The organism is Pseudomonas jinjuensis (assembly GCF_900103845.1).
GTDB lineage: Bacteria > Pseudomonadota > Gammaproteobacteria > Pseudomonadales > Pseudomonadaceae > Pseudomonas > Pseudomonas jinjuensis.
The window spans coordinates 91,519-107,989 of the sequence record NZ_FNIJ01000020.1 but is presented as its reverse complement, the minus strand read 5'-3'; the positions used below and the strand labels follow the sequence as shown (position 1 = coordinate 107,989).

Here is a 16,471-nt window from a genome sequence, read left to right as displayed (position 1 = left end):
GGCACCGACTGTTTACCAGGGAGTAAAGCTGCATTGCCAGCATGACTGCAGGAGCGCCCCATGGGCGCGAATCGCTGGCATGGCCCGCTCCTGCATCAGGATTCGCGAGCAAGCTCGCTCCTGCACGACAACGCCGCCCCTCGTAGGACCGAGGGGGACGCCCAGTCCTTGCTCGCGAACAAAATGCGCCGAGATTCCAAGACAGCTGCTCCTGCGGATATATCCAGGGCTGCAAACGAAACGGGAGCCGAAGCTCCCGTTGTCGTTCCCGTCAGGCCCCGGCCTTGAGGGCGGCCGGTCGCTTGAAGAGGAAGTAGCAGATGGCCATGAACACGATCCACACCGGGATCGCGTACACCGACACGTCGATGCCCGGGATCATCAGCATGGTGCCAAGGATGAACACCACGAAGGCCAGGCACAGGTAGTTGCTGAACGGATACCACAGCGAGCGGAAGGTCGGAACCACGCCCTCGGCCTGCTTGGCCTTGCGGAACTTCAGGTGCGCCAGGCTGATCATCGCCCAGTTGATCACCAGCGCCGCCACCACCAGGGACATCAGCAATTCCAGCGCCTGGTGCGGGATCACGTAGTTGACCACCACGCACGCCAGGGTAATGAAGGCCGACACGCCGATCGCCAGCAGCGGTACGCCGCGGTCATCCACCTTGGCGAAGGCGCGCGGGGCGTCGCCCTGCTCGGCCAGGCCGTAGAGCATGCGGCTGTTGCAGTACACGCAGCTGTTGTAGACCGACAGCGCCGCGGTGAGCACCACGAAGTTCAGCACGTTGGCCGCCACGTCGCTGCCCAGCAGCGAGAAGACCTTCACGAACGGACTGCCGCTGTAGGGGTCGCCGGCGCTGTCGATGCTCTGCAGCAGGGCATCCCACGGATACAGCGAGAGCAGCACGGCCAGGGCGCCGATGTAGAAGATCAGGATGCGGTAGATGACCTGGTTGACCGCCTTCGGGATCACCTTCTTCGGTTCGGCGGCTTCAGCGGCGGTGATGCCCACCAGCTCCAGGCCACCGAAGGAGAACATGATGATCGCCAGGACCATCACCAGGCCGGTGATGCCATTGGGGAAGAAACCGCCATGCGTCCAGAGGTTGCTCACCGACGCCTGCGGGCCGCCCTTGCCGCTGACCAGCAGGAAGATGCCGAGCACGATCATGCCGATGATCGCCGCCACCTTGATGATCGCGAACCAGAACTCGGTCTCGCCGAACGCCTTGACGTTGAACAGGTTGATCGCGTTGATCAGGACGAAGAACACCGCCGCGGTGACCCAGGTGGGAACGTCGGGCCACCAGAAATGGATGTACTTGCCGACTGCCGTCAGCTCGGACATGCCCACCAGGATGTACAGCACCCAGTAGTTCCAGCCGGACATGAAGCCGGCGAAACCGCCCCAGTACTTGTGCGCGAAATGACTGAAGGAGCCGGCTACCGGCTCTTCGACGATCATCTCGCCGAGCTGGCGCATGATCAGGAAGGCAATCAGGCCACCGATGGCGTAGCCGAGAATCATCGATGGGCCGGCCGACTGCAGGACCCCGGCGGAGCCCAGGAACAGACCGGTACCGATGGCGCCGCCAAGGGCGATGAGCTGGATGTGGCGGTTGCGTAAACCGCGCTTCAGCTCACCTTCATGCAGATGATGTACATCCATTTGAAGTGTTCCTCGATCGAGGGTGTTGGCGTTTTGTAGTTGTATTCGGAACGAAAAACGGGAGCCCGAGAGCTCCCGTTTTCCTGTTCGCCTGGATTAGCGCGGGAATGCCGGCGGGTTGACCCCTGCCATGTCTTCCATCACGCGAACCACCTGGCAGCTGTAGCCGAACTCGTTGTCGTACCACACGTACAGGACGACGCGGTTGTCGTTGCAGATGGTGGCTTCGGCATCGACCACACCGGCGTAGCGGGAGCCGACGAAGTCGGTGGAGACCACTTCCTGCGAGCTGACGTAGTCGATCTGCTTCTGCAGGTCCGAATGCATGGCCATCTGGCGCAGGTATTCGTTGATCTCGTCGCGGCTGGTGGCCTTTTCCAGGTTCAGGTTGAGGATCGCCATGGAGACGTTCGGCGTCGGAACGCGGATGGCGTTGCCGGTCAGCCTGCCCTTCAGCACCGGCAAGGCCTTGGCGGCGGCGGTGGCGGCGCCGGTCTCGGTGATCACCATGTTCAGCGGAGCGCTGCGGCCACGGCGGCTGCCCTTGTGGAAGTTGTCGATCAGGTTCTGGTCGTTGGTGTACGAGTGAACGGTCTCGACGTGGCCGTTGACGATGCCGTACTGGTCATTCACGGCCTTCAGCACCGGCACGATGGCGTTGGTGGTGCAGGAAGCGGCGGAGATGATCTTGTCGTCGGCGCTGATGTCGGCATGGTTGATGCCGTGCACGATGTTCTTCAGCGTGCCCTTGCCCGGAGCGGTCAGGACCACGCGGTCGATGCCCGGGCACTTCAGGTGCTGGCCCAGGCCGTCGGCGTCGCGCCACTTGCCGGTGTTGTCGACCAGCAGGGCGTTCTTGATGCCGTACTGGGTGTAGTCGATCGACGCCGGGTCGTTGGAGTAGATCACCTGGATCAGGTTGCCGTTGGCGGTGATGGTGTTGTTGGCTTCGTCGATGGTGATGGTGCCGTCGAACGGGCCGTGCACCGAGTCGCGACGCAGCAGGCTGGCGCGCTTGACCAGGTCGTTCTCGGCGCCCTTGCGCACGACGATGGCGCGCAGGCGCAGGCCGTCGCCGCCACCGGTCTTCTCGATCAGGATGCGCGCCAGCAGGCGGCCGATGCGGCCGAAGCCGTAGAGGACGACGTCGGTGCCTTCGCGACCGGAACCGTTCTGCTTGCCGACCACGTCGGCCAGTTCTTCCTTGACGAACTGCTCGATGCTGCGACCGTTACCCTCGGCCTTGAACTTGGCGACCATCTTGCCCAGGTCGACCGAAGCGGCGCCCAGCTTGAGCTCGCTCATCGCCTTGAGAACCGGGAAGGTGTCGTGCACCGACAGCTCGGCCTCGTCGGCCAGGCGGTGGCGGGCGAAACGGTGTGCCTTGAGGATGGCGATCACCGAGCGGTTGATCAGGCCACGGCCGTAGATCGAGGTCACCACGTTGTTATTGCGGTAGAGCTGGCCAATCAGCGGAATCATGGCTTCCGCGAGGGCTTCACGATCGATCCACTCACCGAGACACTGGTCGGGCTTCTGGGTCACGGGCAATACCTTCCACATGTAGGACGAGAAAAAAGGGGCTACATTATGACGGCGCGCAACATGTGCGCGCAATCCGCAGTAGTCGGAAGACTGACAGCAGTCAATGCGGATAGTTACAATCCGCGGGCCATTTTTCCGACCGGAGCCACGAACGCCCGTGTCCGTACTGCGTATCCCCAAGCTTCCCACCGCCGCCGGCAAACAGTCCTGGGGCAACCTGCCCGGCGCGGCGCTAAGCCTCGCCATTGCCGAGGCCGCCGGCCCGGCCAGGCGCTTCACCCTATTGCTGACTGCCGACAGCCAGAGCGCCGAGCGCCTGGAGCAGGAACTGCGGTTCTTCGCCCCCGACCTGCCGGTGCTGCACTTCCCCGACTGGGAAACCCTGCCGTACGACGTATTTTCGCCGCACCAGGACATCATTTCCCAGAGGATCGCCACCCTTTACCAGCTCCCCGAGCTGCAGCACGGCATTCTGGTCGTGCCCATCGCCACCGCCCTGCACCGCCTGGCGCCGGCGAAGTTCCTGCTCGGCAGCAGCCTGGTGCTGGACGTCGGCCAGAAGCTCGACGTCGAACAGATGCGCCTGCGCCTGGAAGCGGCCGGCTACCGCTGCGTCGACACCGTCTACGAGCATGGCGAATTCGCCGTGCGCGGCGCGCTGATCGACCTGTTCCCGATGGGCAGCGAGCTGCCCTACCGGATCGACCTGTTCGACGACGAGATCGAGACGCTGCGCACCTTCGACCCGGAGAACCAGCGCTCCATCGAGAAGGTCGACAGCATCCGCCTGCTGCCGGCGCGGGAATTCCCGCTGCGCAAGGAGGCGGTGACCGGTTTCCGCAACCGCTTCCGCGAGCGCTTCGACGTCGACTACCGGCGCTGCCCGATCTACCAGGACCTCGCCAGCGGCCTGACGCCAGCCGGCATCGAGTACTACCTGCCGCTGTTCTTCGAGGAAACCTCGACCCTGTTCGACTACCTGCCGCAGGACACCCAGGTGTTCTCCCTGCCGGGCATCGAGCAGGCCGCCGAGCAGTTCTGGAGCGACGTGCGCAACCGCTACGAGGACCGCCGCTACGATCCCGAGCGCCCGCTGCTGCCGCCGGCCGAGCTGTTCCTGCCGGTGGAGGACTGCTTCGCCCGGCTGAAAAGCTGGCCGCGCGTGGTGGTCAGCGCCGAGCCCGTCGAACCGGGCGTCGGCCGCGAGCTGTTCCCGGCGCAGCCGCTGCCGGAACTGGCCATCGAGGCCAAGGCCACCGAGCCGCTGGCCCGCCTGCGCCAGTTCATCGAGCAGTTCGACGGGCGCATCCTGTTCACCGCCGAATCCGCCGGCCGCCGCGAGGTGCTGCTGGAGCTGCTGGCGCGCATCAAGCTGCGCCCGGTGGAAGTCGAAGGCTGGCCGCAGTTCCTCGAACACGGCGAGCGCCTGGCGATCACCATCGCGCCGATGGACGAAGGCCTGCTGCTGGAGGCCGACCCCGGCCAGCGCGGCGTCGCGCTGATCGCCGAGAGCCCGCTGTTCGGCCACCGCGTCATGCAGCGCCGGCGCCGCGAGAAGCAGCGCGACGCCGGCGACAACGTCATCAAGAACCTCACCGAGCTGCGCGAAGGCGCGCCGGTGGTGCACATCGACCATGGCGTCGGCCGCTACATGGGCCTGATCACCCTGGAGATCGACGGCCAGAGCGCGGAATTCCTCGCCCTGCAGTACGCCGACGAAGCCAAGCTCTACGTGCCGGTGGCCAGCCTGCACCTGATCGCCCGCTACACCGGTGCCGACGACGCCCTGGCGCCGCTGCACCGGCTCGGCTCGGAAACCTGGCAGAAGGCCAAGCGCAAGGCCGCCGAACAGGTCCGCGACGTCGCCGCCGAACTGCTCGACATCTACGCCCGCCGCGCCGCGCGCAAGGGCTATGCCTTCAAGGACCCGCAGGCCGACTACGCCACCTTCTCCGCCGGCTTCCCCTTCGAGGAGACCCCGGACCAGCAGGCGGCCATCGAAGCGGTGGTGGCCGACATGCTCGCCGAGAAGCCGATGGACCGCCTGGTCTGCGGCGACGTCGGCTTCGGCAAGACCGAAGTGGCGATGCGCGCGGCCTTCGTCGCGGTGCACAGCGGCCGGCAGGTCGCCGTGCTGGTGCCCACCACCCTGCTCGCCCAGCAGCACTACAACAGCTTCCGCGACCGCTTCGCCGACTGGCCGGTGACGGTCGAGGTGATGAGCCGCTTCAAGTCGGCCAAGGAAGTCGAAGGCGCGGTCGGCCAGCTGGCCGAAGGCAAGGTGGATATCGTCATCGGCACCCACAAGCTGCTGCAGGACGATGTGAAGTTCAAGAACCTCGGCCTGGTGATCATCGACGAGGAACACCGCTTCGGCGTGCGCCAGAAGGAGCAGCTCAAGGCGCTGCGCAGCGAGGTGGACATCCTCACCCTCACCGCCACGCCGATCCCGCGCACGCTGAACATGGCGGTTTCCGGCATGCGCGACCTGTCGATCATCGCCACGCCGCCGGCGCGCCGGCTGTCGGTGCGCACCTTCGTGATGGAGTCGAACAAGCCGACCATCAAGGAAGCGCTGCTGCGCGAGCTGCTGCGCGGCGGCCAGGTCTACTACCTGCACAACGAGGTGAAGACCATCGAGAAGTGCGCCCGCGACCTGGCCGAGCTGGTCCCGGAAGCGCGCATCGGCATCGGCCACGGGCAGATGCGCGAGCGCGAACTGGAACAGGTGATGAGCGACTTCTACCACAAGCGCTTCAACGTGCTGGTGGCCTCGACCATCATCGAGACCGGCATCGACGTGCCGAGCGCCAACACCATCCTCATCGATCGTGCCGACAAGTTCGGCCTGGCCCAGCTGCACCAGTTGCGCGGCCGCGTCGGCCGCAGCCACCACCAGGCCTACGCCTACCTGCTGACCCCGCCGCGCAAGCAGATGACCCAGGACGCCGAGAAGCGCCTGGAAGCCATCGCCAACGCCCAGGACCTCGGCGCCGGTTTCGTCCTGGCGACCCACGACCTGGAAATCCGCGGCGCCGGCGAACTGCTCGGCGAAGGCCAGAGCGGGCAGATCCAGGCGGTCGGCTTCACTCTTTATATGGAGATGCTCGAACGCGCGGTGAAGGCGATCCGCAAGGGCGAGCAGCCGAACCTGGAAAAACCGCTCGGCGGCGGTCCGGAAGTCAACCTGCGGGTGCCGGCGCTGATTCCCGAGGACTACCTGCCGGACGTGCACGCGCGCCTGATCCTCTACAAGCGCATCGCCAACGCCGCCGACGAGGACGGCCTGCGCGAGATGCAGGTGGAGATGATCGACCGCTTCGGCCTGCTGCCGGAGCCGGCGAAGAACCTGATGCGCCTGACCCTGCTCAAGCTGCAGGCGGACAGGCTCGGCATCGTCAAGGTCGATGCCGGACCGCAGGGAGGCCGGGTAGAATTCGCCGCCGACACGCAGGTCGACCCGCTGGTGCTGATCAGGATGATCCAGAGCCAGCCGAACCGCTACAAGTTCGAAGGGGCCACCCTGTTCAGGTTCCAGGTGCCGATGGAGCGCCCGGAAGAACGATTCAACACTCTCGAGGCGCTGTTCGAGCGTCTCGCGCCGCAGACCACCTGAGGACCATACATGCGTCTGTTCCGCCCACTCCTTGCGTTGCTTGCCCTGCTCGCCCCGATGGCGTTCGCCGACGAGCCCTACCAGGTCGAACTGATCCTCTTCCAGCAGGCCGGCGATCCGGTCTTCGCCAGCCAGCCGGCCCCGGACGACTGGGCCAGGGGCGCGCCGGCACCGGGCGAGGACGCCAGGCGCCCGACCGCCCTGGATGCCCAGGCGCACAAGCTGGAGGAAGCCCAGGGCTTCGTGGTGCTGATGCACAAGGCCTGGCGCCAGGAGATCGGCGCGAACCCTGTCACCATCTCGCTGAACGAAGGCAAGCAGCAGGACGGCCACTTCCCGGTGGAAGGCACCCTGACCCTCAGCCAGGAGCGCTTCGTCGACGCCAAGACCGACTTCTGGGTCAACCGCTTCGGCGACGACGGCCTGCTCGCCCGCAGCCAGCGCATGGTGCAGGACGTGCGCCTGAAGAACAGCGTGCTGGCCTACCTCGACCACCCGAGCCTGGGCATGCTGATCAAGGTCAGCCCGCTCAACGCCCGCCCCGCCTCGCCGAACCCGGCGGAGCTGGAAGAACAGCAGATCCAGCAGCAGGAACAGCAGGCCCCCGACGCCGCGCCACCGAGCGGCGGTTTCGATGCGCCGCCGCCTTCCGCCCCCGTCGAAGGCGAACCCGCGCCGTCCACCCAGGACGAGTGACGCGGCAGCGGCGCCATGAGCGACTTCGTCGCACGGCTGAAAACGCTCGGCTGGCGCCGCCATTTCGATGCCCTCGCCCTGATCCGCGGCGAAAGCCAGGCCAGGGCGGAACAGATCAGGATCAGGCAGCTCGGCGCCGACTTCGTGTCGGCCAGCTGCCTTGGCCCGGGCCGGCAGCGCCATGAGCTGCGGATCGTCTTCGACCCGCGACAGGAAAGATTCGAAGGCAACTGCGACTGTCCCGTCGACCACAACTGCGAGCACTGCGTGGCGGTGCTGCTCTATCTGCAGACCAGCGCCCCGATAACCGCCGCCAGCCCTGCCCCGGCACCGCCAATCATCGAGCCAGCCGCCAGGATTTCTGCGCCGAAGGAACCCGCCGTGGAGATCACGCCGGTGGACGGCTGGTTCGCCGAGATCGAGGAGCATCCGGGGAACGGCTGGTTCGATCTCGAACTCGGCATCCTCGTCAACGGACGGCGGATCAGCCTGCTGCCGGTACTCATCCGTACCATCCGCGCCCATCCCGAACTGCTGGAAGACTGCGCGGCGCAACCGGGCGGCAGCATCACCGTGCCGCTCGATGCAGAGCGCAAGCCGATCCATATCGAGCTGCCCTTCTCCAGGCTGCGGCCCATTCTCGCCACCCTTGGCGAACTGCATATGCGCACCCGCTGGGATATCCCCCTGCGTCTGGGCATTCCCGACGCCGCCCGCCTCGGCGCCCTGGAAGAACTGCCACTGGAATGGCAGGGCGGCGAAAACCTGCGCGCCTTCGCCCGGCGGCTGCGCGACTACCGTGCCCAAACGTGCGCCGCGCCGGCCGGCCTGCAGGCGACGCTGCGCCCCTACCAGCTGGAAGGCCTGAGCTGGATGCAGGCCCTGCGCGAACTGGGCGTCGGCGGCGTCCTCGGCGACGACATGGGCCTGGGCAAGACCCTGCAGGCGCTGGCCCACATCCTTGTGGAGAAAGAATCGGGTCGGCTGGATCACCCTGCACTGGTGCTGATGCCCACCAGCCTGATCGCCAACTGGCAGGACGAAGCCGCACGCTTCGCTCCCGGCCTGCGCGTGCTGACCCTGCACGGATCGCGGCGGCATGGCGATTTCGCCGATCTGCAGCGCTACGACCTGATCCTCACCACCTACGCCCTGCTGCCGCGGGATATCGAAGTCCTGTGCCAACAGCCGCTGCACCTGCTGATCCTCGACGAGGCGCAGTACATCAAGACCGCCACCAGCAAGGCCGCCGTGGCCGCCAGCCGACTGCAGGCGCGCCAGCGCCTGTGCATGACCGGCACGCCGCTGGAAAACCACCTGGGCGAGCTGTGGTCGCTGTTCAACCTGCTGATGCCCGGCTGGCTCGGCGCGGGCCGCGAGTTCACCCGGCTCTACCGCACGCCCATCGAGAAACTCGACGACCGCCAGCGGCTGGCGCACCTCAATGCGCGGATCAAACCCTTCCTGCTGCGCCGAAAAAAGGAACAGGTCGCCACCGAACTGCCGCCGAAGAGCGAGATCACCCACTGGATCGAGCTGGGCGAGGCGCAGCGCGACCTCTACGAAACCGTGCGGCTGGCGATGGACAGGAAGGTTCGCGAGGAAATCCAGCGCAAGGGCCTGGAGGCCAGCCACCTCGTCATCCTCGATGCGCTGCTCAAGCTGCGCCAGGTCTGCTGCGATCCGCGCCTGCTGAAGAGCGCCGCCAGCCGGGCAACTTCCGGCAAGCTCGCCAGCCTGCTGGAAATGCTCGACGAACTGCTCGCCGAAGGCCGGCGCATCCTGCTGTTCTCGCAGTTCACCTCGATGCTCGAACTGATCGAGGCGGAGCTGCACAAGCGCGGCATCGCCTACAGCCGACTCACCGGCGAGACCCGCGACCGCCGCGCTCCGGTGGAAGACTTCCAGAACGGCAAGGTGCCGCTGTTCCTGATCAGCCTCAAGGCCGGCGGCACCGGCCTCAACCTCACCGCCGCCGATACGGTGATCCACTACGACCCGTGGTGGAACCCGGCGACCGAGAACCAGGCCACCGACCGCGCCTACCGCATCGGCCAGGACAAGCCGGTGTTCGTCTACAAGCTGATCGCCCGCGGCACGCTGGAAGAGAAGATCCAGCAGCTGCAGCGCAAGAAGGCCACGCTGGCCGCCAGCGTGCTGGAAGGCGGGAAGGAAGGCGGCCTGCAACTGGACAGCGCCGACATCGACGCGCTGTTCGCCCCGCTGCCGGCCATGTCCGACGAGTAGTGCCGGCGTTTTTGCTTTAAGATGAGCGCCTTTTCCGTTCCATCCCCAGGAAGCTTCCCGATGTCCCTGTCGCCGACGCTGGCCCTTGCCTGCGACCTGATCCGCCGCCCCTCCGTCACTCCGGTCGATGCCGACTGCCAGCAGCTGATGATGCAGCGCCTGGCCGCCTGCGGCTTCGATCTGGAACCGATGCGCATCGAGGAAGTGGACAACTTCTGGGCCCGGCGTGCCGGCCGCGACGGCGGCAACGGCCCGGTGCTGTGCTTCGCCGGGCATACCGACGTGGTGCCCACCGGCCCGGTACAGGCCTGGCAGCACGAGCCGTTCGAGGCGCTGATCGATGCCGACGGCATGCTCTGCGGGCGCGGCGCGGCGGACATGAAGGGCAGCCTGGCGTCGATGATCATCGCCACCGAGCGCTTCGTCGCCGACCACCCGGACCACAAGGGCAGCATCGCCTACCTGATCACCAGCGACGAGGAAGGCCCGGCGCAGCACGGCACCAGGGCCGTGGTCGAACGCCTGGCCGCGCGCGGCGAGCGCCTGGACTGGTGCATCGTCGGCGAGCCGTCGAGCACCAGCCTGGTCGGCGACGTGGTGAAGAACGGCCGCCGCGGCTCCCTCGGCGCGAAACTCAGCGTGCGCGGCGTGCAGGGCCACGTGGCCTACCCGCACCTGGCGAAGAACCCGATCCACCTCGCCGCCCCGGCACTGGCCGAACTGGCCGCCGAGCACTGGGACGACGGCAACGAATTCTTCCCGCCGACCAGCTTCCAGATTTCCAACATCAACGGCGGCACCGGCGCGACCAACGTCATCCCCGGCGAACTGCTGGTGATCTTCAACTTCCGTTTCTCCACCGAATCCACCGTCGAAGGCCTGCAGCAGCGCGTCGCGGCGATCCTCGACAGGCACGGGCTGGACTGGCACATCGACTGGGCGCTGTCCGGCCTGCCGTTCCTCACCCAGCCGGGCGAACTGCTGGGCGCGGTTTCCGCCAGCATCAAGGCGGTGACCGGCCGCGACACCACGCCTTCCACCTCCGGCGGCACCTCGGACGGGCGCTTCATCGCCACCATGGGTACCCAGGTGGTGGAACTCGGCCCGGTCAACGCCACCATCCACCAGGTCAACGAGCGGGTGCTGGCCAGCGATCTCGATCTGCTCACCGAGATCTACTACCAGACCCTGGTCCGGCTGCTCGCCTGATGCTCACCTGCCCGATCTGCCAGGCGCCGCTGGCCAACGTCGACAACGGCGTGGCCTGCCCTGCCGGCCACCGCTTCGACCGCGCGCGCCAGGGCTACCTGAACCTGCTGCCGGTGCAGCACAAGAAGAGCCGCGACCCGGGCGACAACGCCGCCATGGTCGAGGCGCGACGCGACTTCCTCGGCGCCGGCCACTACGTCCCGCTGGCCCGGCGCCTGGCCGGACTGGCCGCCGAACGCGCGCCGGCGCGCTGGCTGGATATCGGCTGCGGCGAGGGCTACTACAGCGCGCAACTGGCCGAGGCCCTGCCCGGCAGCGACGGCTACGCGCTGGACATCTCCCGCGAGGCGGTCAAACGCGCCTGCCGCCGCGCGCCAGAGCTGACCTGGATGGTCGCCAGCATGGCCCGGGTGCCGCTGGCCGACGCCTCCTGCCAGTTGCTCGCCAGCGTGTTCAGCCCGATCGACTGGAACGAGGCCGTGCGCCTGCTGGAACCGGGCGGCGGCGTGCTGCGCCTGGGCCCGGCCAGCGAGCACCTGCTCGAACTGCGCCAGCGCCTGTACGACGAAGTGCGCGACTACGTCGACGACAAGCACCTCGCCGACCTGCCCGCCGAGCTGTCCCTGGCGCATACCGAAACCCTGAGCTATCGCCTGCCGCTGGACACCCGCGAAGCCCGGGAAAACCTGCTGGCGATGACCCCGCACGGCTGGCGGGTCAACCCGCAGCGGCGCGAACGAATCCTCGCCGAGCCTTTCGAGGTCACCGTGGCGGTGCGCTACGATTGGCTGGCACGCAAATAATCTGAAGAGGCCCCGATGCGCCAACCGGATATCGAGATCTACCTGAAGGACGCCGACCAGGCCGCCGTTTCCGCCTGGCTGGCCGAAGCGCTGGGCCCCTGCTCCGAATGGCGCGCGCAGGGCGAAACCTTCAAGTGCGAGGCGGACAGCCCGAATGGCGTGATTCCGCTGACCTGGCTGCCGAAGGCGGTGGGCAAGTGGCACAGCCTGTTCATCGACAGCTCCGTGACGCCCTGGGACGACGACCTTTCCTGCGCCCGCGCCGCCTGCGCCGCGCTGGGCGTGGAAGTACGCTGCGCCCCGGGTGGCTGGAGCGAGGATCAGGGCGAGGATGATGCCGACCGCTGGCTGAAGGTGAGCGCGGAAGGTGTCGAGGAAATCACCTGGCGGACGGGCTGAGGCCCATCAATCCACTCCTACCTTGCCGGCGAAGAGAAGGTTCGCGAGCAAGCTCGCTCCTACAAAAGCGCGGCGCTTGCCGGATGCTGAAAAAACAAAGGCCCGTCATTCGACGGGCCTTTGTTTTCGGGGGCTCAGACCTTGGCGACGTCTTCCGCCTGCAGGCCTTTCTGACCCTGGATCACCGAGAACTCCACTTTCTGGCCTTCGACCAGGGAGCGGTGACCCTCGCCACGGATGGCGCGGTAGTGGACGAAAACGTCCGGACCGCTGTCACGTTGAATGAATCCATAGCCCTTGGCGTCATTGAACCATTTGACGGTTCCGATCTCACGATCAGCCATTACCACACTCTCCAGCTTGCAATTTTATTTTTGGGTGGCCCCCGAAATGAGGACTTCGACGGAGCACCAGGAATCGCTCTTCGTCGTCCACCCGAAGTATTGCCGGAGCGGATTTCGAATAACGCCCTTAAGGCGACCGCGCTCTGGAGTATATAAATCAAAAGTTGCGGGAGCAAAGTACTTTCTTCACATCCGGAGAGATGCCATCAGAGTTGGCCAAAGTGCCATTCCACGGGGCTTGCAGGGGATATTTCCGGGTATTTCCGCGATATTTGCGGCGAACCCACGCGAACACGGCGCATGCCGTAGCCAGCTTGCCAGCGAAGAAATGTCGCCCGCCATTGCGGCGGGCGAAGGTGGAACTGACCGTTACCGTAAGCCGGACGCGGGAGCGTCCTGGGGTGCGTTCCCACGCGGGAGCATGGGAACGATTGGAGCGAGGTTAGCGGCGGAACCCCGGGCGGCTGCCCTCGCCTGCCGGTTGCGGGCGGCGCTTGGCGATCGGCTTGCGCGGCGGCTTGGCCGGGGCCGGGCGTTCGCCGTGCTCGGCGTGGGGCTTGGCCGGGCGCTTGCGGTTGACGTCGCTCGGACGCTCCGCCAGCGGGGCACCCTGCTTGCGCTCGGCCGGACGCGGCGCGCGGGCCGGACGGCCACTGCCTTCGTGCCGGGAATCCTGGCGCGGAGCGCGCGGCGCGCGGCTTTCGCCGGCTTCGCCACGCGGGGAACGCGGAGCACGCTTCTCGCCTGCCTCGTCACGCGGATAGCGCGGAGCACGTTTTTCACCGGCCTCGCCACGCGGATGACGCGGAGCCCGGCTGTCACCCGCCTCGTCACGGGAACGACGCGGCGCACGGCTGTCACCCGCCTCGTCGCGGGAACGACGCGGAGCGCGCCCTTCCACCGCCTCGCCACGCGGCGCGCGGGCCGGACGCTCGCTGGTGGCACCCGGACGCGGAGCACGACGCGGACGCTCGCCCTCGGCGGCCTCCTTGCGGGCGCGGGAACCACGGCCGGCATCCGGACGCTCGCTACGGGCCAGCGGCTTGGACAGCTTGCGCTGCTGGCGCTCCAGCTTTTCCTTGGCCTTGGTGGACATGCTCGGCAGTGCCACCGGCTTCAGGCCGACTTCCTCGCTGAGGATGTCGATTTCGCGCTGCTCCATCTCGCGCCAGCGGCCCATGGTCAGCTCGGAAGTGAGGAACACCGGGCCGAAACGCACGCGCTTCAGGCGGCTCACCACCACGCCCTGGGATTCCCACAGGCGGCGCACTTCGCGGTTGCGGCCTTCCATCACCACCACGTGGTACCAGTGGTTGAAACCTTCGCCGCCCGGCGCCTGCTGGATGTCGCTGAACTTGGCCGGGCCGTCTTCCAGCATCACGCCGTTCTTCAGGCGCTCGATCATGTCCTCGTCGACCTCGCCGCGCACACGCACGGCGTATTCGCGGTCCATCTCGTAGGACGGGTGCATCAGGCGGTTGGCCAGTTCGCCGTCAGTGGTGAACAGCAGCAGGCCGGTGGTGTTGATGTCCAGGCGGCCGATGTTGATCCAGCGGCCGGTGCGCAGGCGCGGCAGGCGGTCGAACACGGTCGGGCGGCCTTCCGGATCGTCGCGGGTGCAGACCTCGCCTTCCGGCTTGTTGTAGATCAGCACGCGGCGCACGCTTTCCTCGCCGGCGTCGCGGCGGATCAGGTGGTCGTCGACGGCGATGGCGTCATGGCTGTCGACGCGCTGGCCGAGGCTGGCGACGGCGCCGTTGACCTTGACCCGGCCTTCCTCGATCCAGGCTTCCACGTCGCGGCGCGAGCCCACGCCAAGGCGCGCGAGAACCTTCTGCAGTTTCTCGCCGGCGGGGGCTGGGGAATGTTCTTGGTTTTCGTGCGTGTCGGTCATCTGGGCACCTCCCGGTGTGTCATGCAACGAAAGAAAGGGCGCGCATCATACGCGCTTGCGCGGGACTACGCACCGCTTGTGATCGGGAAAGCCTAGTCGAATTGCTTCAAGCCGGATGTTTCCGGCCGACGAAGCAGCCACTGTACGGCCCGTTCCACGCCCGGCTGTTACGGGACAACCCGCGCCGCAGCGATTAGCCTGCGAAAAAAGCCGAAATCGCCGCCATGCCCATCGAACTCCTCGCCGCCTTCCTGATGTTCGCCTTCGTCACCTCGATCACACCGGGCCCCAACAACATGATGCTGCTCGCCTCCGGGGTGAACTTCGGCGTGCGCCGCACGCTGCCGCACATGCTCGGCATCAGCATCGGATTCCTGGCGCTGGTGGTCGCGGTGGGCCTGGGGCTGAACCGCCTGTTCGAACTGTTCCCGATCACCTACACGGTGCTGCGCTACCTCGGTGGCGCCTACCTGCTGTACCTGGCCTGGAAGATCGCCAACGCCGGCGCGCCGCAGACCGCTTCGGCGACGAGCGGCAGCAAGCCGTTCAGCTTCCTGCAGGCCGCCGCCTTCCAGTGGGTCAACCCCAAGGCCTGGATCATGGCGATCGGCGCCATCACCACCTACACGCCGCAGCAGGACTTCATCGGCAACGTGCTGCTGATCGCCGTGCTGTTCGCCGTGGTCAACTTCCCCAGCGTCGGCGTCTGGACGATCGCCGGCAGCCTGCTGCGCCACTGGCTGGAAGAACCGGCCCGGCTCAGGGTCTTCAATGTCGGCATGGCCCTGCTGCTCGTCGCCTCGCTTTACCCCCTGTTCGCTTCTGCACACTGACGGATACCGCATGACCGCCCCGACCAGCGCCCGCCTGCGCCCTCTCGCCGACTCCTCGCCCGCCGCCGTGGTGGCCGGCTTCGTCGCCATGCTCACCGGCTACACCAGCTCGCTGATCCTGATGTTCCAGGCCGGCCAGGCCGCCGGGCTGAGCGCCGGGCAGATTTCCTCGTGGATCTGGGCGCTGTCGATCGGCATGGCGCTGACCACCATCGGCCTGACCCTGCGCTACCGCACGCCGATCGTCATCGCCTGGTCCACGCCCGGCGCCGCCCTGCTGATCAGCAGCCTGCCCGGCGTGCCCTATTCCGAGGCGATCGGCGCGTTCATCGTCTGCGCCGCGCTGATCGCCCTGTGCGGCATCACCGGCAGCTTCGACCGGCTGATGCGCCAGGTCCCCGGTTCGCTGGCCGCCGCGCTGCTGGCCGGCGTGCTGTTCCGCATCTGCATCGAGATCTGCCGCGCCGCCGAGCAGCAGACCCTGCTGGTGCTGGCGATGTTCTTCAGCTACCTGCTGGCCAAGCGCCTGGCGCCGCGCTACGCGGTGTTCGTCGCGCTGCTGCTGGGCATCGGCCTGGCCGGCTTCCTCGGCCTGCTGGATTTCAGCCACTTCCGGCTGGAAGTGGCGAAACCGGTCTGGACCACGCCGAGCTTCTCCCTGGCCGCCACCATCAGCATCGGCATCCCGCTGTTCATCGTCGCCATGGCCTCGCAGAACATGCCCGGCCTGGCCGTGCTGCGCGCCGACGGCTACCAGGTGCCGGCCTCGCCGCTGATCTCGGTGACCGGCATCGCCTCGATGCTGCTGGCGCCGTTCGGCTCCCACGGCATCAACCTGGCGGCGATCAGCGCGGCCATCTGCACCGGCCCCGAGGCCCACGAGAATCCGCACAAGCGCTACACCGCGGCGCTCTGGTGCGGCCTGTTCTACGGCGTCGCCGGCATCTTCGGCGCCACCCTGGCGGCGCTGTTCGCCGCGCTGCCCAAGGCGCTGGTGCTGTCGGTGGCCGCCCTCGCCCTGCTCGGCTCGATCACCAACGGCCTGGCCAACGCCATGGCCGAGCCGCGCGAGCGCGAGGCGGCGCTGGTCACCTTCCTGGTCACCGCCTCGGGCTTCACCCTGCTTTCCGTGGGCTCGGCGTTCTGGGGGCTGGTCGCGGGACTGCTGACCCAGCTGATCCTCAACTGGCGGCGCTGAGCCTGGCGCCGTCGC

At 67.1% G+C, this 16,471-nt stretch carries 11 protein-coding genes and 1 pseudogene; 8 read left to right on the top strand and 4 right to left on the bottom strand.

Going from position 1 to position 16,471, the window contains the following annotated elements:
- Positions 1 to 271 precede the first annotated feature (271 nt).
- Both BLR75_RS23405 and BLR75_RS23400 read right to left on the bottom strand, forming a co-directional pair.
- Positions 272 to 1,672, bottom strand: coding sequence for an amino acid permease (locus tag BLR75_RS23405; RefSeq protein WP_084314135.1), 1,401 nt, complete (start codon positions 1,670 to 1,672; stop codon positions 272 to 274).
- 96 nt (positions 1,673 to 1,768) lie between these two features.
- Positions 1,769 to 3,235, bottom strand: coding sequence for a glyceraldehyde-3-phosphate dehydrogenase (locus tag BLR75_RS23400; RefSeq protein ID WP_084314134.1), 1,467 nt, complete (start codon positions 3,233 to 3,235; stop codon positions 1,769 to 1,771).
- A gap of 139 nt (positions 3,236 to 3,374) precedes the next feature.
- Here BLR75_RS23400 and mfd point away from each other — a divergent pair, with 139 nt between their 5' ends.
- From mfd to BLR75_RS23370, 6 genes are read left to right on the top strand one after another with little or no spacing between them, the layout of a single operon-like run.
- On the top strand, positions 3,375 to 6,833 hold the full coding sequence (mfd, locus tag BLR75_RS23395; protein ID WP_084314133.1) for a transcription-repair coupling factor: 3,459 nt from the start codon (positions 3,375 to 3,377) through the stop codon (positions 6,831 to 6,833).
- A 9-nt stretch (positions 6,834 to 6,842) separates the two neighbouring features.
- Positions 6,843 to 7,529 (top strand): CsiV family protein, encoded by a 687-nt coding sequence (locus BLR75_RS23390; RefSeq protein ID WP_084314132.1) that lies wholly within the window; start codon positions 6,843 to 6,845, stop codon positions 7,527 to 7,529.
- Positions 7,530 to 7,544: 15 nt separating this feature from the next.
- Entirely contained in the window at positions 7,545 to 9,776 is a 2,232-nt protein-coding gene (locus BLR75_RS23385) for a DEAD/DEAH box helicase (RefSeq protein ID WP_084314131.1), read from the top strand.
- A gap of 60 nt (positions 9,777 to 9,836) precedes the next feature.
- On the top strand, positions 9,837 to 10,985 hold the full coding sequence (gene dapE / locus BLR75_RS23380; protein WP_084314130.1) for a succinyl-diaminopimelate desuccinylase: 1,149 nt from the start codon (positions 9,837 to 9,839) through the stop codon (positions 10,983 to 10,985).
- The gene (locus BLR75_RS23375) at positions 10,985 to 11,788 is read left to right on the top strand and encodes a putative RNA methyltransferase (RefSeq protein WP_084314129.1); all 804 of its coding nucleotides are present in this window, start codon (positions 10,985 to 10,987) and stop codon (positions 11,786 to 11,788) included. Before dapE ends, BLR75_RS23375 begins: the two co-directional genes overlap by 1 nt.
- Before the next feature lie 15 nt (positions 11,789 to 11,803).
- Positions 11,804 to 12,187, top strand: coding sequence for a hypothetical protein (locus tag BLR75_RS23370; RefSeq protein ID WP_084314128.1), 384 nt, complete (start codon positions 11,804 to 11,806; stop codon positions 12,185 to 12,187).
- 134 nt (positions 12,188 to 12,321) lie between these two features.
- On the opposite strand, the gene BLR75_RS23365 is transcribed toward BLR75_RS23370, so the two are convergent.
- Together BLR75_RS23365 and rluB are read right to left on the bottom strand one after the other, a co-directional pair.
- Entirely contained in the window at positions 12,322 to 12,531 is a 210-nt protein-coding gene (locus BLR75_RS23365; protein WP_084314127.1) for a cold-shock protein, read from the bottom strand.
- A 662-nt stretch (positions 12,532 to 13,193) separates the two neighbouring features.
- Positions 13,194 to 14,425 (bottom strand): annotated as a pseudogene (rluB, locus tag BLR75_RS27130) (23S rRNA pseudouridine(2605) synthase RluB); the annotation flags it as partial.
- Positions 14,426 to 14,649: 224 nt separating this feature from the next.
- Here rluB and BLR75_RS23355 point away from each other — a divergent pair.
- Positions 14,650 to 15,258, top strand: coding sequence for a LysE family translocator (locus BLR75_RS23355; protein WP_084314125.1), 609 nt, complete (start codon positions 14,650 to 14,652; stop codon positions 15,256 to 15,258).
- A 10-nt stretch (positions 15,259 to 15,268) separates the two neighbouring features.
- Complete coding sequence (locus BLR75_RS23350) at positions 15,269 to 16,456, top strand: benzoate/H(+) symporter BenE family transporter (RefSeq protein ID WP_084314124.1); 1,188 nt, start codon at positions 15,269 to 15,271, stop codon at positions 16,454 to 16,456.
- Positions 16,457 to 16,471: the final 15 nt, after the last annotated feature.

Bases quoted from the DNA above. Each gene is read 5' to 3' on its own strand.
- BLR75_RS23405 (WP_084314135.1), bottom strand. From the start codon at position 1,672: ATGGATGTACATCATCTGCATGAAGGTGAGCTGAAGCGCGGTTTACGC.
- BLR75_RS23400 (WP_084314134.1), bottom strand. From the start codon at position 3,235: ATGTGGAAGGTATTGCCCGTGACCCAGAAGCCCGACCAGTGTCTCGGT.
- BLR75_RS23390 (WP_084314132.1), top strand. From the start codon at position 6,843: ATGCGTCTGTTCCGCCCACTCCTTGCGTTGCTTGCCCTGCTCGCCCCG.
- BLR75_RS23385 (WP_084314131.1), top strand. From the start codon at position 7,545: ATGAGCGACTTCGTCGCACGGCTGAAAACGCTCGGCTGGCGCCGCCAT.
- dapE (WP_084314130.1), top strand. From the start codon at position 9,837: ATGTCCCTGTCGCCGACGCTGGCCCTTGCCTGCGACCTGATCCGCCGC.
- BLR75_RS23375 (WP_084314129.1), top strand. From the start codon at position 10,985: ATGCTCACCTGCCCGATCTGCCAGGCGCCGCTGGCCAACGTCGACAAC.
- BLR75_RS23370 (WP_084314128.1), top strand. From the start codon at position 11,804: ATGCGCCAACCGGATATCGAGATCTACCTGAAGGACGCCGACCAGGCC.
- BLR75_RS23365 (WP_084314127.1), bottom strand. From the start codon at position 12,531: ATGGCTGATCGTGAGATCGGAACCGTCAAATGGTTCAATGACGCCAAG.
- BLR75_RS23355 (WP_084314125.1), top strand. From the start codon at position 14,650: ATGCCCATCGAACTCCTCGCCGCCTTCCTGATGTTCGCCTTCGTCACC.
- BLR75_RS23350 (WP_084314124.1), top strand. From the start codon at position 15,269: ATGACCGCCCCGACCAGCGCCCGCCTGCGCCCTCTCGCCGACTCCTCG.